Below are 23,472 nucleotides of genomic sequence, written 5' to 3' on the forward strand. Positions count from 1 at the left end.
CATGACCGACACGACACACGCATCCACGGCGGCACCCGAGGACACGCGCCTCGGCATCCTCGCGCGGCGCCGCATCGAAGCGGAAATCATCAAGCCGATCTACGAGATCATGAAGCGCGAATTCGGCGCCGAGCGCGCGCAGGCCGTGATCGCGGAAGCCGTGCGCGGCGCGGCCGTCGACGCGGGCCGCACGTTCGCGGCGCAGGAGCCCGACGGCACGAGCGTGCAATCGTTCATCGCGCTGCAGGTGCTGTGGGAGAAGGACGATGCGCTCGACGTCGAGGTGCATCGCGCGGACGACGCGCACTACGACTACGACGTGCATCGCTGCAGCTACGCCGAGATGTATCACGCGATGGGGCTTGGCGAGATCGGCCACCTGCTGAGCTGCGCGCGCGACAGCTATTTCATCGAGGGTTACGACCCGCGCATCGCGCTGACGCGCACGAGCACGATCATGCAGGGCGGCAAGCGCTGCGATTTCCGCTATGCGTTGCGCACGACACCGCGCGACGACGCCCCGGAGGCCGGCAATGCGTGACGATCTCGCGGGCGCGCCGCGCGTCGACGGCGCGCGGCTGTGGGCGTCGCTCGAACGGATGGCGCAAATCGGCGCGACGCCGAAAGGCGGCGTCTGCCGTCTCGCGCTGACCGACCTCGACCGCGAGTCGCGCGACCTGTTCGTGCAGTGGGCGCGCGATGCCGGCTGCACGGTGCGGGTGGACCGGATGGGCAACGTGTTCGCGCGCCGCGCGGGCCGCCATCCCGATGCCGCGCCGGTGATGACCGGTTCGCATGCCGATTCGCAGCCTACAGGCGGCCGCTACGACGGCATCTACGGCGTGCTCGGCGGCCTCGAGGTCGTGCGTGCGCTGAACGATGCGGGCATCGAGACCGAGCGTCCGATCGACGTCGTGATCTGGACCAACGAGGAAGGTTCGCGCTTTGCGCCGGCGATGATCTCGGCCGGCGTGTTCGCGGGCGTCTATCCGCTCGAATACGGTCTGTCGCGAACGGATGGCGCGGGCAGGACGATCGGCGAGGAACTCGCGCGGATCGGCTACGCGGGCGCCGACCCTGTCGGCGGCTATCCGGTGCATGCCGCCTACGAATTGCATATCGAACAGGGCGCGATTCTCGAACGCGCGGGCAAGACGATCGGTGTCGTGACGGCCGGGCAGGGGCAGCGCTGGTACGAGGTGACGCTGACGGGCGTCGACGCGCACGCGGGCACCACGCCGATGGAATTCCGGCGCGACACGCTCGTGGGTGCCGCGCGGATGATCGAATTCGTCGATACGCTCGGCCGTCGCCATGCGCCGCACGCGCGCGCGACGGTCGGGATGATCGAGGCGCGGCCGAATTCGCGCAACACGGTGCCGGGCGGCTGCTTCTTCACGGTCGAGTTTCGCCATCCTGACGATGCGGTGCTCGACGAGCTCGACGCGGCGCTGCGAGCGGAACTGGCCCGCGTCGCGGCCGACGCCGGCCTCGGTGCGCGGATCGAGCAGATCTTCACGTACCCGCCGGTGCCGTTCGCGCCGCGCTGCATCGACGCGGTGCGCGATGCGGCGCAGGCGCTCGGGCTGCCGCACATGGACATCGTTTCCGGTGCGGGTCACGACGCGTGCTACATCGCGCGCGTCGCGCCGACGGGCATGATCTTCGTGCCGTGCGTCGACGGGCTGAGCCACAACGAGGCCGAGGCGATCACGCCGGAATGGTCGGCGGCGGGCGCCGACGTGCTGCTGCGCGCGATGCTGCAAAGCGCGCAGGAACCGGGCGCGTGATGCGCGCGTGACGGGCGCGGCTTACTTGCCCGCCTTGCGCCGCGCCATGAACGTAAGGTAGGCGACGATCTGGTCGAGCTCCCGGTCGCTCAGTTGATCGGGCGGGAATGCCGGCATCACGCGGCCCGGCCAGTCGCGCACCGATGCCGGATTGCGGATGTAGCGGCGCAGCGCGGCGGGCTGGAAGTAGTCGACCGGATTCATCGGCGCGTTCAGGTCGGGGCCGGCCTGGCTGCTGCCCGCGCCGTCGAGGCGATGGCACGCGAGGCATTGCGTGACGAACAGGCGCTGGCCCGCGCGGGCCGGATCGTTCGCCGGCAGCGCGGGATCGACGGCGAGCGATGGCCAGCGCGCGAGCGGCGACGATTCGATCGTGATGCGCACGATCTGATACGGCCATTGCTCGCCGCGCACCGACGATGCATCCGCCCCGAGCCACACGAGATAGAACGGCCCGGCGCTGACCTGCTTGCCCGGCAGCTTCGGCCACGGATGCGCGGGGTCCTCGATCGCGAGCCACGCGACGGCGCCGGCCGGCGCACGGCGGCGCGCGAGATCCAGCGGCAGTTGCGCGGCGAAACCGTCGGCCGCGCGCGTTTCGAGCACGCCGTCCGCCGGCAGCGGCGTGTCGCCGAGCAGGGCGGCGAACGGCACCGCGCGGAACGTCATCGGCCGGCCGTACGCGATGTCGCGCGGCACGTGGATGTCCGTCGCGTCGGCGCGCGCGAGCAGCGCCTGGCGCGTCAGCACGCGAGGCGTGCCGTCGGTCTCGAGTTCGAGCGAGCCCTGCGCGGACGCGCGCGTCGCGATCAGACACACCGTCACCAGCAACAGCGAAAACCACCGGCGCTTCAGCATTCGTTCTCCGTGGGGGCGTTCCGGCGGCGGCAGAAAGGCGAGCGCGCGGCCGATGGATGGAATCGGGCGACAGTCTAGCCGGTACGGGCGTCGCTGGCGAATTCGATGGGGGATCGGCGCAATTACACGGGGCGGCGGTGTCGGTCCGGTCCCGTTCGCGTCGCCGTCAATGTGTCGGACACTGCGCGTCGGTCTTCGGTAAAGGCGTCTCCCGTGCCGTGTCGAAATCGGCTTCGCGCGTCCCGGACGGCGTCAGCGACACGAAATGCATCGTGCCGCCGCGTGCCGCGAACCCGGCGATGCCGGTCGAGCCCCACGGAATCGGCGAGCGCTGCGCGCCGCTCACCGACATGCCGGTTGCCGAAAGCGCCAGCGTCAGCAGCCGCCCGTCGCGCGTCGGCACATACGCATGCGTGCCGTCGACGCCGATCCCGGATTCCCGCACCGACGCCGGCAGGCAGTCGAGCGTCGCGAGGCGATGGCCGTCCGGGTCGATCAGCATCGCGACACCGCGGTTGTCCGCCGTCGTCGTGACCACGACGAAGCGGTCGATCGCCGGCACGTACGCGGACGAATACACGTAGTACTGGATCGCGTCGCTCAGCGGCCCGAGCTTGTCGAGCTTCGCCGTGACCGGATCGAACGTCGCGTATTCGAGCGTCGCGTCCGTGCTGCCTTCGATGTATTTCTGCCAGACGAGCAGCGCGCGGTGCGGCGAGCCGGCGACCACGGGCCACCATTCGCGGCGGTGCGGCGCGACCGGCACGTGATTCAGCACGCGTCCGTCGGCATCGTAGGTTTTCACGTAGACGCCGTTGCCGGTGCCGAGGTTGTCGACGCCGCCACCGTCGATCCAGTCGGCGGAATAGAACACGACGAAGCGTTCGCCCACCGCGGCGACATGCCCGGAGTGACCGCCCGCCTCGACGTCGTTCGGGTAGGGCTTGATCGGCTTCAGGTCGCGCCGATAGACGCCGTAGCGCTGGCTGACCTCCTGTGGCGTGTTCCAGCCGTCCTCGAACGTGACGAAGATGTCGCCGCGCGGATTCTGCGCGATCGATACGGGCTCCTGCGCTTCCGGACGGCTGATGAACGTACGGACGCGCAGCAGACGCGGCTTGCCCGGCAGCCATTCGCCGACGTACACGTCGTGCGGCCAGTTGCCGTTGCGCAGCGCGCCGCGCGGCGCGATGCCCGAGCTGCTGAAGAACACCCAGCGCCGGCCGTCGCCGGCGTCGGCCACGCCGATTCCGTGCATGAAGCGCCGCGGGTCGCCGCTGTCCTGCGGCGACGCGGGCGCCTGCACGGTGACGGTGTGCACGACCGGCGGGCCGGCGAATGTGTGCGACGGTGCCGCGATGGCGCAACACGCGCCGCAGAGCACGGTCGCGACACGCCACGCGGCGGCGCGCGCGCCCGCATGGGCGCGCACGGTGGCAATCGGCGTCGCGACCGGCCGTCGCATCATTCGACGGTGACGGATTTCGCGAGGTTGCGCGGCTTGTCGACGTCGGCGCCGCGCGCGCACCCGACGTGATACGCGAGCAGCTGCAACGGGATCACGTTGACGATCGGCGACAGCGCGTCCCCCGATTCGCGCACGCGGATCAGGTGCGTGTCGCGGTCGGCGTCGATCTCGAGATGATGGCCCGCGAGCACGTACAGCCGCCCGCCGCGTGCGCGCACCTCGGCCATGTTGGACTTCAGCTTCTGGAACAGGCGGTCGTCCGGCGCGATCGTGACGACCGGCATCGCGCTCGTGACGAGTGCGAGCGGGCCATGCTTCAGTTCGCCGGCCGGATAGCCTTCCGCATGGATGTACGACACTTCCTTCAGCTTCAGCGCACCTTCCAGCGCGATCGGATAGTGAATGCCGCGCCCGAGGAACAGCGCGTTCTCGGTGCGCGCGAACTTCGCGGCCCAGCCCATGATCTGCGTTTCCAGCGCGAGTGCGTGAGCGATGCGATCCGGCAGTTCGTGCAGTTTCTTCAGGTGCATCGCGACATGTGCCGCATCGAGCCGGCCGCGTTGCTGCGCGAGCGTCAGCGTCAGCACGAACAGCGCGACGAGCTGCGTCGTGAATGCCTTGGTCGATGCGACGCCGAGCTCGATGCCGGCCCGCGTCAGGAAGCTGAGTGGCGCGCCGCGCGCGATCGAGCTGGTCGCCACGTTGCAGATCGCCATCGACAGATCCTGGCCCATCGCGCGCGCGCGCTCGATCGCGCCGATGGTGTCTGCGGTTTCGCCGGACTGCGAAATACCGACGACCAGCGTGCGCGGATCGGGCACGGTGTCGCGGTAACGGTATTCGCTCGCGATCTCGACCTGCGCCGGAATGCCTGCGATGCCCTCGAGCCAGTATTTCGCGGTCAGGCCCGCGTAGTAGCTGGTACCGCAGCCGAGCAGCAGCACGCTCCGGGTCTTCGACAGCAGCGCGCGCGTGCTGTCGCTGCCGCCGAACAGCGCGGGCGAGATCGTGTCGACACCGTCGATCGTGGCGGCGATCGCTTTCGGCTGTTCGAAGATCTCCTTCTGCATGAAGTGCTGATACGGGCCGAGCGCGGCGTCGTCGTCGCGCGCCTTGACCAGGCACAGCGGACGCTGTGCCTCGCTCCCGATCGCGTCCACCACGTCGATCCGTTCCGGCGTGATCAGCGCGACGTCGCCGTCTTCCAGGTAGACGAAGCGGTCGGTCAGGTCGCCGAGCGCCGCGCAGTCGGACGCGAGGTAGTTCTGGTCCGCGCCGATGCCGATCACGAGCGGCGAGCCCGCGCGCGCGGCGACGAGCCGCTGCGGCTCGCGCGCGCTCAGCACGGCGATCGCGTACGCGCCGTGCAGCCGCTTGACCGCGCGGGTGACGGCATCGAACAGGTCGTCGCGATACATGCTGTGGATCAGATGCGCGATCACCTCGGTGTCGGTCTCGCCGCGAAACGTGTAGCCGCGCTCCCGCAGTTCGGCGCGCAACGCATCGTGGTTTTCGATGATCCCGTTGTGCACGACCGCGATCGTGTCGCCCGACATGATCGGGTGCGCGTTCATTTCCGACGGCGCGCCGTGCGTCGCCCAGCGCGTGTGCGCGATGCACGTCTGCGCTTCGAGGCCGAGCGTCAGCACGCGGTCCTGCAGGTCCGCCACGCGTCGCAGCGTGCGTTCGCTGCGCAGGCGGCCGTCACGCAGCACGGCGATGCCGCACGAGTCGTAACCGCGATACTCGAGCCGGCTCAGTGCATTGACCAGTTGCGGCACCTGATTGTTCAGGCCGCTTGCTCCGACGATTCCGCACATGATTCACCTCGTCTACAGGAAGTTGCAGGCCGGCGCACGACACGCGACGGCGCGAATCCGGGAGCGGTGTCGCGTCGCGCGGCATGCGTCGCGTCCGGCGCGGCACGTCTCCGGTGACCTATTCGCGGGGCTGCGGTCCCGCGTGCGCGATCCATTCGATGCCCGAGATCGAGCCGTTCGCATCGTGCGACGCGACGAGAATGCGCGACGTGCGCCGCGCGCCGCGCCGGCGGGCGCCCGCGAGCGCGGTCGGCGGCAGCGAGCGCATCTTCACGCTGGCCGAGCGCCGCAGCATCTTCGAGACGCGCAACCGGTACGCGAGGGGGTGCACGACACGTCCCGCGATCAGCCACGTGACGATCGTGCCGGCGATCAGCGCGATGCTCGTCACGTAGAACACGATCTGCTCGATCGGCATCTCGGCCTGGTTGAACGGCAGCAGGTAGCGGTACGTATAGATGCAGATCGATGCCCACACACCTCCGACCAGCGCGGGCCGCACGAGGCGGAACCACGCGACGAGCACGGGCCCGACGATGCCGCCGCGTTCGGCGATCAGTTCGCGCGGGGCGCGCAGGGAAAGGTCAATAATCGGTGCGTTCTTCATGTTGAATGCCTCGGTCGGGACTGACCCAAACGGCGCGCTTGCCGCGGCCCCGCAATACGACGGCGGGCAGGGCGACGACGGTGGTGACCATGCTGATCAACCAGAACGCGACGGGGTACCAGACGGTGTCAAGGAAATACATCAGGAGTTTTTCGTCGTAACGACGATCGATCATGCTGCCGATGATCAGCTGCAGGATGCAGGTCGCGACCAGCAGCATCCCGTGCCAGTGCGGCACCACGGACACATGCCAGGTCTGCGGAAGCGGGTAGACGACGTCGATCAGCGCGAGCAGCAGGATGAACGACATCGAATAGGCCCACGCGATGCCGATCAGGTACTCGACGAACAGCGGCCACATCATCATCTGCGTCGGTCGCGCGAGCGTGCCCGCGTACTTGAGCAGCACCTGGATGCCGCCCTTCGCCCAGCGCAGCCGCTGCCGGTAGAGCCCCTTCAGCGTCTCGGGCATCAGGATCCAGCTGAGCGCGTGCGGCTCGTACACGACGCGCCAGTCGCGGCACTGCAGCTTCCAGCTGATGTCGATGTCCTCGGTCAGCATGTCCGAGCTCCAGTAGCCGACATCGGCGAGCGCGGTCTTGCGGAACATCGTGATCACGCCCGATACCGTGAAGATGCGGCCGTACACCTGCTGCGTGCGCTTGATCAGCCCGACGATCGACGAGAATTCGCCGACCTGCATGCGCCCCAGCAGCGACGTGCGCGTGCGGATGCGCGGGTTGCCCGTGACCGCGCCGACGCCCGGATCGGTCAGGAAATGCTCGAGCATCCAGCCGATCGCGTCGTGCGCGAGCAGCGCGTCGCCGTCGATGCAGAGCAGGTATTCCGCGTTCGATACTGCGGCCGCGGTGGTGAGCCCGACCGCCTTGCCTTCGTTGCGCGCGTGATGGATCACGAGCAGCCGCGGGATCTCGACGGCCAGCTCGTTGAGGATCTCGCCGGTGCGGTCCTTGCTGCCGTCGTTGACCGCGATGATGTCGTAGTTCGGGTAGTCCATCGCGTTCAGGTGGCGGATCACGGCGCGCGCGTTCGCCGCTTCGTTGAAGCACGGCACGACGATCGAGATCTTCGGGATTCCGCTCGCCGCGATCGTGCGCGTCGACAGCTCGCGGCCTTCCTCGAGCAGGAAGTAATGGACGACGCCACCGATCATCCACAGATACGACATGAAGAACGGGTAGTAGAAGACGAAATCCTGCAGGCGCTGGATGATGCTGTGGGTGGTCATGGCGTCTTGGTTCCCTGCGCATGCTGCATCTGCATCAGCGCGTTGATCGAGGTCGGATCGAGCCGCGACTTCAGCGACATCACGTCGCGCATCGCGTCGAGCTCCGGCTGGCCGTTCAGGAAGTTGTCCGGGTAGTAGCCGAAATTCACCGCGCCCTCGCTGCGCAGCCGCCGCATCTGAGCGAGCAGCGTGCGGGCCGGCACGTCCTTGTGCGCGTGCCAGTCGTACGACTGCAGTTCGAACACGGTGCGCTGCAGCCCGCGCTGCTTCGTACGGACGGTGCGCACGAGCTGGTCCAGCCAGCCCTCGGGGTCCTTCGCCTGTTCCATGTACGGCATCGCCATCAGCGCGACGTAGTCGTAGGTGGCAAGGAAATCGTCGTAGTTCTGCGCGTACCACGCTTCGGACTCGGGCTTGAGCACCGGCATCGCAAAGATGTTCCGCGCGGTCAGCACGTCGCCCACGTTTTGATGCGCGAGCACGATCTGCTCGAGCTGGCGGGTCAGGTCGATCAGGTAGCGCGACTTCTGGCGCGTCCAGCGCTTCATCAGGTCGGGGTTCTCGCGGATCTTGCCGACGTCGGCCGGCAGCCCCCACTGCGAATAGGTTCGTAGCGCATGTCGGCCCGCATCCTCGTAGTCGTCGAGCACGGCGTCGTCGCTGAACAGGATGCCGCTGAACGACGCGTGCTTGCTGAGATCCTCGTAGACCTGCTGGATCATCAGTCGCGCTTCCGGATCGAACGGGCTCAGCCGGAACACGCGCGTGCCGTTCTCGCGGGCCGGCGCGCCGCCGTATGCACTGACGGCCTCGAGGCCCTGATGCTTGTCCGGCGGTGGCCGGAACGCGAGCACCGGCATCCATGCATAGACCTGCACGTTGGAGCGCGTGTTGAGCTGCCACGCGGCGCGCGAGAACAGGTCGGCGCGCATCGGCAGGTGCCGGTTCGGGAAATACACGGCTTCGGCCACGCCCGTGCCCTTCGGGTCGGCATAGGCCTGCAGGTACACCGATTTCGGCTGCATCCGGTAGATGCGCTCGATCAGCTTGCCGAGATTCGCTTCCTGACGCGCGGGATCGGGATCGTAAACCTGATCGAGATCGACCTGCACGATGCGCTCGGGCACGTCGACGTCGCCGCGGTTGGATGCCGGCTCGCGCATCGAGCGCTCGAACCCGCCGATGTCGACGTCGTACATCATCAGGATCCGCCTCAGCCGGTCCAGCGGCACGTCCGGCGTATTCGGGCCGGCATCGAGGCTGAACTGGATGTCCATGCCGAGCGACGTCGATATCTTGCGCACGGGCTGGTTTTCCGCGCCGTATGGCCACACCATCGAGCGTGCGACGATGCCGGTGCGTTCGCGGATCTGCCGCACGCATGTCTGAAGGTCGTCGTGCACGCGCGCTTCGAATTCGGCGTCGGTTTCATAGCGCTTCTCGTTCTGCAGGTAGAGGTGCGACGTGGTCGCCGGCAATTCGTTTCCTTGCGGATTCGCGACCGCGCCGTGATGGAGGTTGTGGGTGTGGCAGCCGAGCTCGACGAGGTGAGATTGACCGACCTTCTGCACCTCCTCCCACGACATGAAGTAGTCGCGCGGCACCTGGATCTTGTCGCTGATGCGGATCGGCGCATTCGGCGGCGCATCGATCCACGCCGTGACGATGCCCATCACGGCCGGATACTTGAAGCGCTCGAGCAGCGGCAGCACCTTCGTGTAGTGGCTGCGGTAGCCGTCGTCGAACGTGAGGAGCACCGCGCGCGGCGGCAGCGGCTTGCCGCCGTGCCGCGATTCCTCGATCTGCTTGACCGTGATGGTGTGGTAGTTGTTGGTCTGCAGCCACGAGAAGATCGCGGTCAGCGTGCCGGTATCGACCGCGAACGGGTCGACCATCGCCGACGGGGAGGAGAACGACGCCATCAGGTTGTCGCGCACGTCGTGCAGGCAGATCACGCGGAACGTCTTGCCGTCGGCCGGATCGGACGGCGGCAGCAGGTCGATCATCCGGGCGTTCGACACGCCCGGGAACAGCGAACAGGCGGCGAACGTGCCGAGGCATCCGCACATGAAGGTCCGTCTGGTTTGCATTGAGCGATCTCCTTGCTAGAACGGCAGGTTGACCGACAGGAAGCCGGTTTCGGAGCGCTCGCGCTGGCCGTCGTACGCGTGGCTGCTGACCTCGACGCCATAGCTCAGCGTGATGTCGTGCTTGAACGTCCACGCGTGCTCGAGGCGCGCGCTCCACAGCGGGCTGGTGCCGAAGCCGCGCTCGTTGTACACGCCGCCCGACACCGATACGCGCTGCTGCAGCGACATGTCGCCCTTCTTCCACAGCGTCAGCTGGTGCATGACGGTCGCCGCGGCCGCGTAATCGCGGCTCGGGCTGAAGTAGGGCGCGTCGTGGCGCGTGTTGCTGTCGGTGCCGAGGTCCAGCGATACGTTGACGAGCTGGTTGGCGGACGTGTACACGCGCTGCGTGGCGATTGCCGTGATTTCCTGGTGTAGGTTCGAATCGCTGTACCGGCTCACGCCGTAGTTCAGCTTGACCTCGCGACGATCGTTCTGCCGATACACGACCGAGACGTTCGCGGAGCGGCCCCAGATGTGCGCGGCATACGCCTTCCACGGCAGCGAGTTGTCGTTGGTGTCGAGCCCGGCGCTGACCGTCCAGTAGTCGTTCAGCGCGTACGCGATCGATCCGCGGCCGCCGGTCCGGCCGTCCGCGCCGAACGAGCGCGTGACTTCGCCCTGCACGGTGAGCGGCCCGTGCCGGTAGTCGCCGCCGACACCCGTGCGCGTGCGGCTGACGCTGCCGGAGTCGGTCTGCGCATGGCCGAAGAACGTGTGCGAGAAGACGCGCCAGTTGTCGCCGAATGGTTGGGAGTACACATAACTGTCCGACGTGAAGCTGTTGTCGGCCAGCGCGCTGTTGCCGTGCTCGAAACTCAGGTCGGTCGTGAACACGGGGCTGCGGTATGCCTTGTAGTCGCGTTTGAAACCGCGCACGGCGCCGCTGTCCGGAAATACGTTGTCCACGGTCTGGTCGACGTACTTCGCGGTCGCGTAGTCGTCCGCCACGAGCGCCGCGCGGCCGAGGCCCGCGAGCATCTCGACGCTGTCCGGGTGGTCGGTCAGCGAAGCGCGATACATCGCGATCGCCTGGCGCGGATGCGCCTGGCCCGACACCGCGTCGGCATGCGCGGCACGGACCTCCGCATTGAACGGCACCTGTTGCTCGAGCTGCTCGAGCGCGGCGATCCCTTCGTCGACGCGGCCCGTATAAATCAGGTATTGCGCGCGCAGCCGGTAGTAACGCAGAAAGTCGCTTTCTTCCGGACCGTAGTTGCGCACCTCCTTGGCCGGCGGCAGCGACTTGCCGATGTCGTCGAGCACCTGCTTCGCGTCCGCCGCGCGTCCCTGGTCGACGTACGACCAGAACAGCCCTTCGCGCAGTTCGATCGCACGCGTGCGTGCACCGTACTGGAAGCCGCGGGTTGCGCGGTCCGTCGGCGCGGCGGTCGCCTGCTTCAGCGCGCGCTGGTACACGCCGTTCGCCTTGGCCGGTTCGCTCAGGTAGAGGTAGGCGTCGCCGACGGCGGCCAGCGCATCGATCGAGATCTCCGCGTCGGACGGAATCGTCTCGAACGTCGCGACGGCCTTCGTCATGTCGCCGCGCGCCGCGTAGGCGACGGTGCGGTCGCCCGCGAGCGCCGTCCTGACCGGCGAATATTCGGGCGTGGCCGGCATCCGCTTGTCGAGGTCGTCCGCGGCGTGCAGCGCGCTGTCGAGGCCGTCGAAGCGGTCGGAACTCGTCATCGAGCGCGACTTGTCACGTCCGCCGCGCACCTGCTGGCGAATCGCCAATTCCTCCAGCTGCGCGACGTCGACGGCGGAGAACGCATCGGGCCGTGCCTTCGCTTCCTCGAGCGCCTGGATCGCGCCGCCGCTTGCCGCGAGGCCGAACACGTCGTTGCGCACCGTCGCGACGTCGGCGGTACGCAGATTCGGCATCTGGGCGTTCGGCGCTTCGACGTCGGGGCCTTGCGATCGTTGCGTCTGCTCGCCGGGCAGCTGGGCGCCGGGCGTCTGTGAATTCGGCGTCACGGAGGACGGGGGCGGCGAGCCCGGTGTCTGGGTGACGGGCGCGGGCGAGCCCGGCATCGGGGTGCCGGAGGCCTGCGCGGTTTGCGTCGGCGCAGTCGAGGGCGCGGTGGTTGCGGCCTGCGCGGGTTGCGGCGGCGGCTCCGGTGTGTGCGCGACCGGCGCGGGCGAACTGGACGCAGGTGTGTCGGACGTTGTCGCGGTAGTTTGCGCCGGCGTGTCGGGCGGCTGCGGGTTCGCGGCCTGGGCGACGCCGATCGGCGCGTCCGATGCCTGCGCGACGGGTGCCGGCGTGTTTGACGGCGCGGTGTCGGATGCCTGGGCCGGCTGCATCGGGGCGCTCGACGTCGGCTCGATCGGTGGCGGCGTACTCGGTGGCGCGGTATCGGTCGCCTGGGCGATCTGGATCGGCGCGCCCGGCGCCGGTTCGCTCGGCTGGGCGACGTCGGGATCCACCACGACCGTGATCGGCATCGCTTGCGGTTGCGGGTCCGACGCCTGCGCGAGCTGCATCGACGCATCCGATGCCTGCGCGATCGGCGTCGGCGCTTGCGGGGGCAGGGCGTTCCGACCCTGGGCGATTCCCAGCGACGCCGCCGTCGGTTGCATGTCGGGCGGCAGCGCATCCGTCGCGCCGCGCGTCCCGGCGATTTCGCTCGCGCCGCCCGGGGCCGCGTCGCCTTCGGCGGCAAGGCAGGAGCCGGACGCGATGAGCAGCAACAGCAATGGCGCATGCAGGAGGATCCGCCGGTTGGGCGGAGCGGCGGTGGTGCATTGTTGCCTACGATTGTTAGCCACGATGTCTCCTCACTCTGAAACGATCACATCGGTTGCACGCCCGGCGACGCGCGTCGCCGGTCGTCGTGCCGCCGGCAGCGAGGCCCGGCGGCATCCGGCCGCTTCACAGGCGGTTGCGGATCGCTTGTCCAAGCAGCGCGCGCGATTCGCTGTTTTTCGGGTCGATGGCGAGCGCGCGGCTCGCGTTCTGCTCCACGCAATTCCATTCGTCGATCCGTGCGCACCAGCGCGCCCGGGCCAGTGCGCGCGCGCCTTCCAGTTCGTCGCGCGTGACGCTGGTGGCCTCCATGTGCGGCGAGTCGGCGAGATACGATTGCGGTTGACGACGCGGCGCGGGGTCGGTGTGTTTTTTCGTGCTTGCGAGCGCCTGCGAACGTGACGTGCGGTGCGTGTCGCCGGGCCGTGCCACGCGACCGCCGGCCGATGCGGCGAGCGCGTTGGCCGCGAGCGTCGTGGGCGGTACATGCGCGGGGTGCGGGTGTTTCGCGGCGGCGCGGGCAGTCGTGCGCGGCGGTGCGGCCGGCGCCGCCGTGGCCGACACGGCAGGAGTTGCCGACGCATACTGCGTTCCCGGCACGGAAGGCGTAACCGGCTCGGCCTGCGCGACGGTCGATGCCGCGCCGGAGGCGTCGGCCGTCGCGGCCGCAATGGCGTTGCGATACTTTCCGACGGTGCTGCCGATCATGCCGGCGATGTCGTGCGTCACGGTTGCATGGCCGACTCCCGCGTCCCGCTGGACGTACGCGAAGCCGCCGAAGATCGCGGCAAACGCAATGATGCTGAGTGCCGCACTCTTTCCGGGGCCCCAGGCGGGCTTCGACTGACGGACGGGCGAGCCGTCCGGTCGTTCTGCACGAGTCATTCAGTCCTCCTCGATTCGACGGATTGCAGTGCACGACGCGCGCACATGCCATCGCCACGCGGATTCAACCGACGCTCACCACCGCAACTGCGTGGTGAGTGCGCCCGTTTCGACGACCGCGAACTGAGTCGAGCCCTGATAGGTGCCCTCGACCCGGTAACTTGCATCGGGCACGCTGAACAGACAGCGCGGCCCCGTTGCCTTGAATTCGACGAGCACGCGGCCATGCCGTCGCAGCCGCACCTGCACGTTCGACAGCGGTTGCCCGTTCGCGCCTGATACGAACGACACGCCGAGGTTGTAAGGGCGACCATCGGGGGGAAGCGGTGCCGTACCGTCGATTCGCGCATCACCGCAGATGTACGAAATCATGTATCGGCCGGCCTCGGCGTCGGACGAGGGTGCCGGGGGCTGGGTCTGTGCCGCGGCGTTGATGCAGAGTGCGGATACGACGATGCCGAGGAGCGGGCGAGCATGCTGTTCAAACGAGGAAGACATTGCAACCTCCATCCGAAATCGCTGACAGCGCATTTATTCCGATTTGAAAATTAGCGACGTTCTTTTTGCGACATGCTATTGATACACGATGGGCTTTGAACAAACAATCGCGCGTGGCCCGAATGGGACATGCTTTAAATGTCTTATTTAAATAGGATTGGTACTCATTCGACGAAATGGATCAGCGCTGAACAAAGTCGATATTGCCGAATATGAAACTTGCTCGCCGGTAGCGATGACCATTTCGCAATTTTCCGACGTAAGTGGTACCGAACTTTGTGCCGAAAAATAACGACTGATAAAAGGAAGACTTGCCTCTGTCATCGGCGCATCACGATGAATCATGAAGCACAGGTCAGCTAAATCGAAAGGGCTGGTATGACGTTTTTGGCGAGATTGTCGTTACATGAAAATCGAAACTTTTGATATGTTGTGTAACAGGGTATTTCCGTTATTCAAGTCGACAATTCATTCGGATTCGCAAACGTTTGGCGGTATCGTGGAATTGATCGGGCGTGCGGAACGCATATTGAAGACGAAACGGGATCGAAAAATGCTTCGCGACGGCGAACATGAAATACCGGCGCGCCGCGCGGATTGCATCCGCGCGGCGCGCCGGTAAATCGGGCGATGAGGGGCGGTGGAGGGTGTTACCGGCTGCCGCCGGCGCTGCGGCGCGCGATGCGCACGGCCGGCTCGATCGACGGCTCGGCCGCACGCGTGCCGTCGGCCGCGACGCGCGGGCGGTTCATGATGTAGGTCCACAACTGCTCGGCCGCGAGCCCGCGCTTGCGGGCCGACCGGTACAGGCGAATCTCGAGCTCGGTGATCCAGTCCGCCGAGCCCGCACGAACGAGCGAACCATCCGCGAGTTCTTTCGCCACGCAGCTTTCGGGCAGCCAGCCGATGCCGTGCCCGGCCACGACCATTCCTTTCAACGCCTCGGACATGTGCGTCTCGAAGCACCGATGCAGCGCATACGATTCGGACGCGTTCAGCAGCAGCATCTCGACGACGTTCCCCAGGAACGCGCCCGACGAATACGCGAGGAGCGGCAGCGGCGCGTCCGGCGTGCCGGGCAGTTCGAATACCGGCTTGCCGCGCGCGTCGGGCGTCGACACCGGCAGGATCCGCTCGACGCCGAGCGTGACGAACGGGAAGTGGTTCGGATCGAGCACGATCGGCAGTTGCGGATGGTGATAGCCGAGCAGCAGATCGCATTCACCTTCGACGAGTTGCTGCACGCCTTCGGGCACGTTCACCGCGTTCACGCGCGCGGTCACGTGGCCGACTTCGCCGTTCAACTGCTTGAGCCATTCGGGGAACAGCGTGAACACGAGCGTATGCGCGACCGCGAAGCGCACCACCTGGTCGCTTGCGGCGAACTGGTCGTAGCCGTTCACGAGGTTGCGTGCCGCATACATGCTGCGCAGGATGTCCGCGGCCAGCCCGCGGAACATCTGCCCGGCCGGCGTCAGCGCGATCGGGTTGATGCTGCGGTCGACCAGCTTCGCGTCCATCCATGTTTCGAGCGCGGCGATTCGTCTGCTGAATGCCGACTGCGTGAGGTGCCGATGACGCGCGGCCCGGGAAAAACTCTTGGTATCCGCAAGGCTCAGGAAATCTTCCAGCCACTTTGCTTCCATGTTGATCTTCGCTTTTTATAGTCGGCGCCGGAAGGCGGCGGCGCCGTTTCACTGAACCGGTTTGGTAGCGTACCGCGCCTCGCGCATCGGAGCCGATGTTTTTTTTCGATTGGTGTTAGTCGAAATATGCATGGGCGTTGTCGGCGGGATTACGGCTACATACGGTTGAGGTGCCGGACCCGGCTAACCGGTTAGTTCATCGCGTCGAACTGCCCGACTTGCCGCAGACGGTACTTCCCCCCAGGGCCGGCCGCGCACCCGCGCGCGCCGGCTCGCCTTTCCGCTATTCCGCCCGGGCAACCGAAGGATGTGGCGCAATCCCCGTCGCGGTGCAGGGCGGGCCGCCGCAATGGCTCGCCGATGCCGCGTCGCGGTTCGCTGCGATGCGGCAAGATCGGGCGGGAAGGTGGCGGGGCGCGGGCGATCGCACGGCGACGGGGAAGCCGCGCCGACGCAGGCGCGGCGCCGCTGCCGGCCGGCGGCGCGGAGAGTCGCGGAGGCGCGCCGCCAGGGGAAGGATTGGTGCAGTGCAGATTGCACAGTCGTGACACGCGGGGGAACTATGTTCGACAGGCGCGGTGCAGCAGAGGCCGTGCGCGGGCACGGCACGCCTCTGGCGCGTCCTGCGTCGTGCGCATCGCACCATCGTGGTGCGGCGTGCCGCGGGGGCGTGCCGGCCGTGCGACAAAAAGGGGGAACCTGAGGGAATATCGCAAGGCACGTTCCTTGCAAGGCAGTCAGTACGCCGGTCCGGCATGCGCAATGCCGGGGAAAACGATCGATGGAGAAAAGATCGATGAAGCCATTCGATGAAATGCTGCAATCCGGCGACATGGTGAGGGCGCCTTACGCGCGCCTCAAGCAGTGGCTCGACACGCAGAACCCCGCGAGCCTCGCCCAGAAGGCCCACGACGCGGAAGGCGTGTTCCGCAGGACGGGCATCACGTTCGCCGTGTACGGCGACGCGCAGGCCGCCGAGCGGCTGATTCCGTTCGATATCGTGCCGCGGATCATCTCGGGCGCGGAATGGAGCCGGCTGTCGCTCGGCATCGAGCAGCGCGTGATGGCGCTCAACGCGTTCCTCGACGACATCTACCACCGCCAGGAGATCGTGCGCGCCGGCATCGTGCCGAAGCATCTGATCGCGCACAACGAGGCGTTCATCCCGGAGATGATCGATTTCCGGCCGCCCGGGAACGTTTACACGCACATCATCGGCGTCGACATCGTGCGCACCGGCGAGAACGAGTTCTACGTGCTGGAGGACAACGCGCGCACGCCGTCGGGCGTGTCGTACATGCTGGAAAACCGCGAGACGATGATGCAGCTCTTCCCCGAGCTGTTCCAGCAGGTCAAGGTGCGCCCGGTCGAGACCTATCCGCAGATGCTGCGGCAGTCGCTCGCGGCCGTGTGCCCGCCGGGCGGCAACGCCGACAACCCGACCATCGCCGTGCTCACGCCCGGCATCCACAATTCCGCGTACTACGAACATTCGTTCCTCGCCGACCAGATGGGCGTGCACCTCGTCGAGGGCAGCGATCTGCAGGTGGTCGACGGCCGCGTCGCGATGCGCACCACCGAAGGCTTCCGGCCGATCGACGTGCTGTACCGCCGCGTCGACGACGCGTTCCTCGATCCGCTCACGTTCCGCCCCGATTCGGTGCTCGGCGTGGCCGGGATCATGGACGTCTACCGCGCCGGCAACATCACGATCGCGAACGCGCCCGGCACCGGCATCGCCGACGACAAGGCGATCTACTCGTACATGCCGGAGATCGTCGAGTTCTACACGGGCCGCAAGGCGCTGCTGGAGAACGTGCCGACCTGGCGCTGCGGCGAGGCCGACAGCCTGAAATACGTGCTCGACCATCTCGACGAACTGGTCGTGAAGGAAGTGCACGGCTCCGGCGGCTACGGGATGCTGGTCGGTCCGTGCGCATCGAAGGCCGAACTCGAGGCGTTCGCCGCGAAGCTGCGCGCGCGTCCCGCGAACTACATCGCGCAACCCACGCTGGCGTTGTCCACGACGCCGATCCTGACCGAAGCCGGCCTCGCGCCGCGCCACGTCGACCTGCGGCCGTTCGTGCTGGTGTCGGACCGGATCCGCATCACGCCGGGCGGGCTCACGCGCGTCGCGCTGCAGGAGGGATCGCTCGTCGTCAACTCGAGCCAGGGCGGCGGCACCAAGGACACCTGGGTGCTGGCCGACTGAGCCGGGCACGACCGCGCGCGCCGCAGCCGGCGCGCGAACCGAACGAAGACGGAGTGGACACGAGATGCTTCTGGGACGAACTGCAAGCGGTCTCTACTGGATGTACCGCTATATCGAGCGCGCGGAGAACATCGCGCGCATCGTCGATGCCGGGCTGCGGATGGCGCTCACGCGCACGTCCGACGCGCCGGCCGAATGGTCGTCGGTGCTGGTCAGCTCGGGCGCGGACGACGGCTATCGTCAGAAGTACGACGCATATGCCGCCGATACCGTGACCGACTACCTGCTGCGCGACCGCGACAACCCGTCGAGCGTGCTGTCGTGCATCGAGAACGCGCGCTCGAACGCGCGGATGGTGCGCACGGCGCTCACCCGCGAGGCGTGGGAGAGCGTAAACGGCGCATGGCTCGCGCTGCGCCACGCACTCGCGCAGCCGGTGCCGGAGAGCGGGCTGCCGGCGGTGCTCGACGAAGTGAAGCGTGAAACCGCGCTGATCCTCGGCAGCTTCTACAGCACGATGCTGCGCAACGAGATCTTCGATTTCGCGCAGATCGGCGCGTTCGTCGAGCGCGCCGACAACACCGCGCGGATTATCGACGTGAAATACCACCTGCTGCTGCCGTCGGTGTCGCACGTCGGCACGATCCTCGACAACTACCAGTGGGAGACGATCCTGCGCTGCGTGGCCGCGCACCGCTCGTATCGCTGGGTGTACGACGTGCAGTACAAGCCGATGAACATCGCCGATTACCTGATCCTGAACGGCCGCATGCCGCGTTCGCTGCGCTATTGCTACGGGCGCGTGGTGTCGAGCCTGAACATGCTCGCGAAGGATTACGGCGTGACACACCCGTGTCACGACACGGCCACGAAGATTCTGCAGATGCTGTCCGACACCTCGGTCGAGCGCATCTTCAAGAGCGGCCTGCACGAATTCCTGACCGACTTCATCGGCCGCAACAACAGCCTCGGGATCGATATCGCCCAGGCTTACAACTTCGACTGAGACTTGCCATGCGACTCGCCATCCGACACATCTCGCGTTATCAGTTCGACGATCAAGCCACCTACGCGTTGCAACGGCTGCGGCTGCGCCCGCAATCGGGGCCCGGGCAGACGGTGCGCGCGTGGCAGGTCACGATCGAAGGCGTCGAGCCGGCGCTGTCCTACACGGACGGGCTCGGCAACCGGATCGACCTCGTGCGCCACGACCGCGGCGCGAAGAACGAGATCGTCGTGGTCGCGGCCGGCGTCGTCGAGACGCAGGACCGCGCCGGCATTCTCGGCAACCCCGAGGGCTATGCGCCGCCGTGGATCTTCGAGCGCGAGACCGCGCTCACGAAGGCCGGCGACACCGTGCGCGAACTCACGCAGGCGCTGCCGATCGAGCCGCACAGCCTCGACGCGCTGCACTGGCTGATGACGGAAGTGCATGGCCGCATCGCGTACGCGCCGAACCTGGCCGACGCGCCGGTCGATGCCGAAACCGCGCTGCAAAGCGGCGAGGGCACGAGCCGCGACCATGCGCATGCGTTCATCGCGGCCGCGCGCGCGCTGAAGGTGCCCGCGCGCTATATCTCCGGCTACGTGCTCGCCGACAGCGCGATGCAGCGCATCGCCGACGCGAAGCAGAGCGCGGCGGACGACGAGGAAGAGGAGGCGCTCGCGCTGCAGAGCGGCGACGGCATGCAGCAGGCGCTCGGCGCATCGCACGCGGTGCAGTCGCAGGGCTTGCCGCAGGCGGCGCTCGGCGCGCAGCCGCAGGCCGCCGCGCTGATGCAGCAGCCGGCCGGTCATGCGTGGGCGGAGGCCTACGTCGAAGGGCTCGGCTGGGTCGGCTTCGATCCGTTCATGAACCGCTGCCCGGACGAGCGCTACGTGCGCATCGCCGTCGGCCTCGACGCGCGCGACGCGCAGCCGGTGACGGGACTCGGCGCGAGCATCGTCGGTATCGAGATCAGCGTCGTGCAGTCGCCGGAACTGGTCTGACGCACCCCTTCGCCGAATCCGCCGTGCCGTGCCGCCGCAGCGACGGCGACGCGGCGCGCGCGGCCGGCCCAACCCGAACCGAGCGGCTCTCCCATGCCCATCCACGTCGCGCTGCATCACACCACCCGCTACCGCTACGACCGGCCCGTCAACCTCGGCCCGCAGATCGTGCGGCTGCGGCCCGCGCCGCACTGCCGGACGCCGATCGTCGCGTATTCGATGACGGTCGAGCCCGCGCAGCACTTCATCAACTGGCAGCAGGACCCGTTCTCGAACTATCTCGCGCGGCTCGTGTTTCCGGAACGCACCGAGCACTTCGAGATCACGATCGACCTGGTCGCCGAGATGTCGGTGTACAACCCGTTCGACTTCTTTCTGGAAGCGAGCGCGGAGCAATATCCGTTCAACTATGACGATGCGCTGAAGACCGAACTCGCGCCGTACCTCGCGTGCGATCCGCAGACGAGCGCGGCGCCGCTGTTCCGCGCGTATCTCGACGGCGTCGACCGCACGCCGGCCGGCACCGTGAACTTCCTCGTCGCGCTGAACCAGCAGCTGCAGCACGACATCGGCTATCTCGTGCGGATGGAGCCGGGCGTGCAGACGCCCGAGCAGACGCTCGAGCTCGCGTCCGGGTCGTGCCGCGACAGCGCATGGCTGCTCGTGCAGCTGTGCCGGCACCTCGGCATCGCCGCGCGCTTCGTGTCCGGCTACCTGATCCAGCTTACGCCCGACGTGAAGGCGCTCGACGGCCCGAGCGGTACGTCGGTCGACTTCACCGACCTGCACGCGTGGTGCGAAGTCTATCTGCCGGGCGCGGGCTGGATCGGCTTCGATCCGACCTCGGGCCTGCTCGCCGGAGAAGGGCACATCCCGCTCGCGTGCACGCCGCAGCCGACCAGCGCCGCGCCGGTCGAAGGGCTGATCGACGAATGCGAAGTCGCGTTCGAACACGAGATGGCGGTGACGCGCGTGTACGAATCGCCGCGCGTGACGAAGCCGTATACCGAGTCGCAGTGGGACGCCGTGCGCACGCTCGGCGCGCAGGTCGACGGCGCGCTGACGGCAGGCGACGTGCGGCTCACCCAGGGCGGCGAGCCGACCTTCGTGTCGATCGACGATCGCGACGGCGCGGAGTGGAACACCGATGCGCTCGGCCCGACCAAGCGCGGCTACGCGACCGAACTCGTGCAGCGGCTGCGCGCCGAATACGGCGAAGGCGGCTTCCTGCATTTCGGGCAGGGCAAGTGGTATCCGGGCGAACAGTTGCCGCGCTGGGCGCTGTCGATCTTCTGGCGCGCCGACGGCCAGCCCGTGTGGCACGATCCGTCGTTGTTCGCCGACGAGCGCGAACCGTCCGCGTGCACGACCGCCGACGCGAAGCGCTTCATCGACGCGCTGGCCGCGCGCCTCGGCCTGACCGACGAATTCGTGCGGCCTGGCTACGAGGACGTCTGGTACTACCTGTGGCGCGAGCGCCGGCTGCCCGTCAACGTCGATCCGTTCGATTCGCGCCTCGACGACGAGCTCGAACGCGCGCGGCTGCGCAAGGTGTTCGACCAGCAGCTCGACAGCGTGGTCGGCTACGTGCTGCCGATCAAACGCGCGGACGACGTGGCGGGCCAGCCCGGCCTCGACGGCCCGCGCTGGCAGACGGGCCCGTGGTTCTTCCGCGACGAGCGGATGTACCTCGTGCCCGGCGATTCGCCGATGGGCTATCGGCTGCCGCTCGATTCGCTGCCGTGGGTGGCCGGCGCCGACTATCCGTACCTCGTCGAACGCGATCCGTTCGCGCCGCGCGACGCGCTGCCGGACGCGGCCGCGTTCCGTGCGCGTCACGCGGGCACGGCCGACGCGCCGCGCTACCTGGCCGGCGCGCATCGCGAAGCACCCGTGCAAACGGTCATGCAATGGCGCGGCGACGGCACGGCCGCCGACGGGCGGCACGCGCATGGCACGGCGGACGCGCAGCGCCGCCCCGAGCGCTTCGAATCGGCCGCATGGATCACGCGTACCGCGCTGTGCGCGGAAGTGCGCAACGGCATCCTGTATCTGTTCATGCCGCCGCTTGCCGCGCTCGAAGATTATCTCGACCTGCTCGCCGCGATCGAGCTGACCGCGCACGCGCTCGACGTGAAGCTCGTGCTCGAAGGCTATCCGCCGCCGCGCGACGCACGGCTCAAGCTGCTGCAGGTCACGCCCGATCCCGGCGTGATCGAGGTGAACATCCATCCGGCGAAAAGCTTCGACGAACTCGTCGGCCAGACCGAATTCCTGTACGACGCGGCCTGGCAGTCGCGCCTGTCCAGCGAGAAGTTCATGGTCGACGGCCGGCACGTCGGCACGGGCGGCGGCAACCACTTCGTGCTCGGCGGCGCGACGCCGGCCGACAGCCCGTTCCTGCGCCGCCCGGACCTGCTCGCGAGCCTGATCGCTTACTGGCACAACCATCCGTCGCTGTCGTACCTGTTCTCGGGGCTGTTCATCGGTCCGACGAGCCAGGCGCCGCGCGTCGACGAGGCGCGCAACGACCAGGTCTACGAGCTCGACATCGCATTCGCGGAAATCCAGCGCAACAAGCTGCTGTACGGGCAGGACATGCCGCCGTGGCTCGTCGACCGCGTGCTGCGCAACCTGCTGATCGACGTGACCGGCAACACGCACCGCAGCGAATTCTGCATCGACAAGCTGTATTCGCCCGATTCGTCGACCGGGCGGCTCGGCCTGCTCGAACTGCGCGCGTTCGAGATGCCGCCGCATGCGCGGATGAGCATCGTGCAGCAACTGCTGCTGCGCGCGCTGGTCGCGCGTTTCTGGGCCGCGCCGTATACGACGCCGCTCACGCGCTGGGGCACCGCGCTGCACGATCGCTTCATGCTGCCCGCGTTTCTGAAGATGGATTTCGACGACGTGCTGGCCGAGCTGCGCGACGCCGGTTTCGCGTTCGATGCGGCGTGGTTCGCGCCGCACTTCGAATTCCGCTTCCCGTTGTTCGGCCAGATCGCGGTGAACGGGATGCAGCTGTCGCTGCGCGGCGCGCTGGAGCCGTGGCACGTGATGGGCGAGGAGGGCGCGACCGGCGGCACGGTGCGCTACGTCGATTCGTCGGTCGAACGGCTCGAAGTGCGCGTGACCGGGCTGAACGACAACCGGCACGTCGTGACCGTCAACGGCCGCGCGCTGCCGCTGCAGCCGACCGGCACCGTCGGCGAATACGTCGCGGGCGTGCGCTACAAGGCATGGGCGCCGCCGTCGGCGCTGCATCCGACCATCGGCGTGCATGCGCCGCTCACGTTCGACATCGTCGATACGTGGCTGCAACGCTCGCTCGGTGGCTGCCGGTATCACGTCGCGCATCCGGGCGGGCGCAACTACGCGACGTTCCCGGTCAACGCGTACGAGGCCGAGAGCCGCCGGCTCGCGCGCTTCGTCGCGATGGGCCACACGCCGGGGCGGATGGACGTGTCGGCCGCCGCGCCGAGCCGCGAATTCCCGTTCACGCTCGACCTGCGACGGCCTTGATCCCCGGATGAAAGCACGGACGACGATGCACGGTTCGCGACCTCCCGGCG

Annotated in this window: 17 protein-coding genes; 7 read left to right on the plus strand and 10 right to left on the minus strand. The window is 67.7% G+C overall.

Features of this window, described 5'->3' with window-relative positions; translation table 11 throughout:
• Position 1: 1 nt before the first annotated feature.
• Entirely contained in the window at positions 2-541 is a 540-nt protein-coding gene (locus WS45_RS12390) for an L-2-amino-thiazoline-4-carboxylic acid hydrolase (RefSeq protein ID WP_059700578.1), read from the plus strand.
• Entirely contained in the window at positions 534-1,790 is a 1,257-nt protein-coding gene (locus tag WS45_RS12395; protein WP_059700068.1) for a Zn-dependent hydrolase, read from the plus strand. Before WS45_RS12390 ends, WS45_RS12395 begins: the two co-directional genes overlap by 8 nt.
• 21 nt (positions 1,791-1,811) lie before the next feature.
• On the opposite strand, the gene WS45_RS12400 is transcribed toward WS45_RS12395, so the two are convergent.
• The 9 genes from WS45_RS12400 to WS45_RS12440 all read right to left on the minus strand — a co-directional run bounded on the left by WS45_RS12400 (position 1,812) and on the right by WS45_RS12440 (position 14,053).
• Positions 1,812-2,648, minus strand: a complete 837-nt coding sequence (locus WS45_RS12400) for a c-type cytochrome (protein WP_059700069.1) — start codon at positions 2,646-2,648, stop codon at positions 1,812-1,814.
• A 166-nt stretch (positions 2,649-2,814) separates the two neighbouring features.
• A complete protein-coding gene (locus WS45_RS12405; RefSeq protein WP_082721919.1) occupies positions 2,815-4,113 on the minus strand; it encodes a hypothetical protein in 1,299 nt (432 codons plus the stop codon).
• Positions 4,113-5,936 (minus strand): glutamine--fructose-6-phosphate transaminase (isomerizing), encoded by a 1,824-nt coding sequence (gene glmS / locus WS45_RS12410; RefSeq protein WP_059700071.1) that lies wholly within the window; start codon positions 5,934-5,936, stop codon positions 4,113-4,115. Before glmS ends, WS45_RS12405 begins: the two co-directional genes overlap by 1 nt.
• A 118-nt stretch (positions 5,937-6,054) precedes the next feature.
• The gene (locus WS45_RS12415) at positions 6,055-6,543 is read right to left on the minus strand and encodes a hypothetical protein (protein ID WP_059524958.1); all 489 of its coding nucleotides are present in this window, start codon (positions 6,541-6,543) and stop codon (positions 6,055-6,057) included.
• Positions 6,521-7,792, minus strand: a complete 1,272-nt coding sequence (pgaC, locus tag WS45_RS12420; protein WP_059524960.1) for a poly-beta-1,6-N-acetyl-D-glucosamine synthase — start codon at positions 7,790-7,792, stop codon at positions 6,521-6,523. Before pgaC ends, WS45_RS12415 begins: the two co-directional genes overlap by 23 nt.
• Entirely contained in the window at positions 7,789-9,882 is a 2,094-nt protein-coding gene (gene pgaB / locus WS45_RS12425; RefSeq protein WP_059524962.1) for a poly-beta-1,6-N-acetyl-D-glucosamine N-deacetylase PgaB, read from the minus strand. The genes pgaC and pgaB overlap by 4 nt, the downstream gene beginning before the upstream one ends.
• A gap of 15 nt (positions 9,883-9,897) precedes the next feature.
• Entirely contained in the window at positions 9,898-12,693 is a 2,796-nt protein-coding gene (gene pgaA / locus WS45_RS12430) for a poly-beta-1,6 N-acetyl-D-glucosamine export porin PgaA (RefSeq protein ID WP_059700074.1), read from the minus strand.
• Between the two features lie 103 nt (positions 12,694-12,796).
• A complete protein-coding gene (locus WS45_RS12435; protein WP_059700076.1) occupies positions 12,797-13,555 on the minus strand; it encodes a hypothetical protein in 759 nt (252 codons plus the stop codon).
• 75 nt (positions 13,556-13,630) lie between these two features.
• The gene (locus WS45_RS12440; RefSeq protein ID WP_059525671.1) at positions 13,631-14,053 is read right to left on the minus strand and encodes a hypothetical protein; all 423 of its coding nucleotides are present in this window, start codon (positions 14,051-14,053) and stop codon (positions 13,631-13,633) included.
• 406 nt (positions 14,054-14,459) lie between these two features.
• Between WS45_RS12440 and WS45_RS34930 the strand changes: the two genes are divergently transcribed.
• Positions 14,460-14,675 (plus strand): hypothetical protein, encoded by a 216-nt coding sequence (locus WS45_RS34930; protein WP_156437132.1) that lies wholly within the window; start codon positions 14,460-14,462, stop codon positions 14,673-14,675.
• 28 nt (positions 14,676-14,703) lie between these two features.
• On the opposite strand, the gene WS45_RS12445 is transcribed toward WS45_RS34930, so the two are convergent.
• On the minus strand, positions 14,704-15,699 hold the full coding sequence (locus WS45_RS12445; protein ID WP_059689878.1) for a LysR substrate-binding domain-containing protein: 996 nt from the start codon (positions 15,697-15,699) through the stop codon (positions 14,704-14,706).
• A gap of 796 nt (positions 15,700-16,495) precedes the next feature.
• Between WS45_RS12445 and WS45_RS12450 the strand changes: the two genes are divergently transcribed.
• From WS45_RS12450 to WS45_RS12465, 4 genes are all read left to right on the plus strand, one after another.
• Complete coding sequence (locus WS45_RS12450; RefSeq protein WP_059450610.1) at positions 16,496-17,911, plus strand: circularly permuted type 2 ATP-grasp protein; 1,416 nt, start codon at positions 16,496-16,498, stop codon at positions 17,909-17,911.
• A gap of 64 nt (positions 17,912-17,975) precedes the next feature.
• Positions 17,976-18,917: an alpha-E domain-containing protein gene (locus WS45_RS12455; RefSeq protein WP_059524971.1), complete on the plus strand. Its 942-nt coding sequence runs from the start codon at positions 17,976-17,978 to the stop codon at positions 18,915-18,917.
• 8 nt (positions 18,918-18,925) lie between these two features.
• The gene (locus WS45_RS12460; RefSeq protein ID WP_059700078.1) at positions 18,926-19,900 is read left to right on the plus strand and encodes a transglutaminase family protein; all 975 of its coding nucleotides are present in this window, start codon (positions 18,926-18,928) and stop codon (positions 19,898-19,900) included.
• A 93-nt stretch (positions 19,901-19,993) separates the two neighbouring features.
• On the plus strand, positions 19,994-23,422 hold the full coding sequence (locus WS45_RS12465) for a transglutaminase family protein (RefSeq protein WP_059700080.1): 3,429 nt from the start codon (positions 19,994-19,996) through the stop codon (positions 23,420-23,422).
• Positions 23,423-23,472 lie beyond the last annotated feature (50 nt).

The organism is Burkholderia sp. RF2-non_BP3, assembly GCF_001522185.1.
Lineage (GTDB): Bacteria > Pseudomonadota > Gammaproteobacteria > Burkholderiales > Burkholderiaceae > Burkholderia > Burkholderia diffusa.

Excerpts from the sequence above, each read along its gene's own strand:
- WS45_RS12400 (WP_059700069.1), bottom strand. The coding sequence starts at position 2,648 with ATGCTGAAGCGCCGGTGGTTTTCGCTGTTGCTGGTGACGGTGTGTCTG.
- WS45_RS12455 (WP_059524971.1), top strand. The coding sequence starts at position 17,976 with ATGCTTCTGGGACGAACTGCAAGCGGTCTCTACTGGATGTACCGCTAT.
- WS45_RS12415 (WP_059524958.1), bottom strand. The coding sequence starts at position 6,543 with ATGAAGAACGCACCGATTATTGACCTTTCCCTGCGCGCCCCGCGCGAA.
- WS45_RS12445 (WP_059689878.1), bottom strand. The coding sequence starts at position 15,699 with ATGGAAGCAAAGTGGCTGGAAGATTTCCTGAGCCTTGCGGATACCAAG.
- WS45_RS12450 (WP_059450610.1), top strand. The coding sequence starts at position 16,496 with ATGAAGCCATTCGATGAAATGCTGCAATCCGGCGACATGGTGAGGGCG.
- WS45_RS12390 (WP_059700578.1), top strand. The coding sequence starts at position 2 with ATGACCGACACGACACACGCATCCACGGCGGCACCCGAGGACACGCGC.
- WS45_RS12435 (WP_059700076.1), bottom strand. The coding sequence starts at position 13,555 with ATGACTCGTGCAGAACGACCGGACGGCTCGCCCGTCCGTCAGTCGAAG.
- WS45_RS12405 (WP_082721919.1), bottom strand. The coding sequence starts at position 4,113 with ATGCGACGGCCGGTCGCGACGCCGATTGCCACCGTGCGCGCCCATGCG.
- WS45_RS34930 (WP_156437132.1), top strand. The coding sequence starts at position 14,460 with ATGAAAATCGAAACTTTTGATATGTTGTGTAACAGGGTATTTCCGTTA.
- glmS (WP_059700071.1), bottom strand. The coding sequence starts at position 5,936 with ATGTGCGGAATCGTCGGAGCAAGCGGCCTGAACAATCAGGTGCCGCAA.
- WS45_RS12395 (WP_059700068.1), top strand. The coding sequence starts at position 534 with ATGCGTGACGATCTCGCGGGCGCGCCGCGCGTCGACGGCGCGCGGCTG.
- WS45_RS12440 (WP_059525671.1), bottom strand. The coding sequence starts at position 14,053 with ATGTCTTCCTCGTTTGAACAGCATGCTCGCCCGCTCCTCGGCATCGTC.
- WS45_RS12460 (WP_059700078.1), top strand. The coding sequence starts at position 18,926 with ATGCGACTCGCCATCCGACACATCTCGCGTTATCAGTTCGACGATCAA.
- WS45_RS12465 (WP_059700080.1), top strand. The coding sequence starts at position 19,994 with ATGCCCATCCACGTCGCGCTGCATCACACCACCCGCTACCGCTACGAC.
- pgaC (WP_059524960.1), bottom strand. The coding sequence starts at position 7,792 with ATGACCACCCACAGCATCATCCAGCGCCTGCAGGATTTCGTCTTCTAC.
- pgaB (WP_059524962.1), bottom strand. The coding sequence starts at position 9,882 with ATGCAAACCAGACGGACCTTCATGTGCGGATGCCTCGGCACGTTCGCC.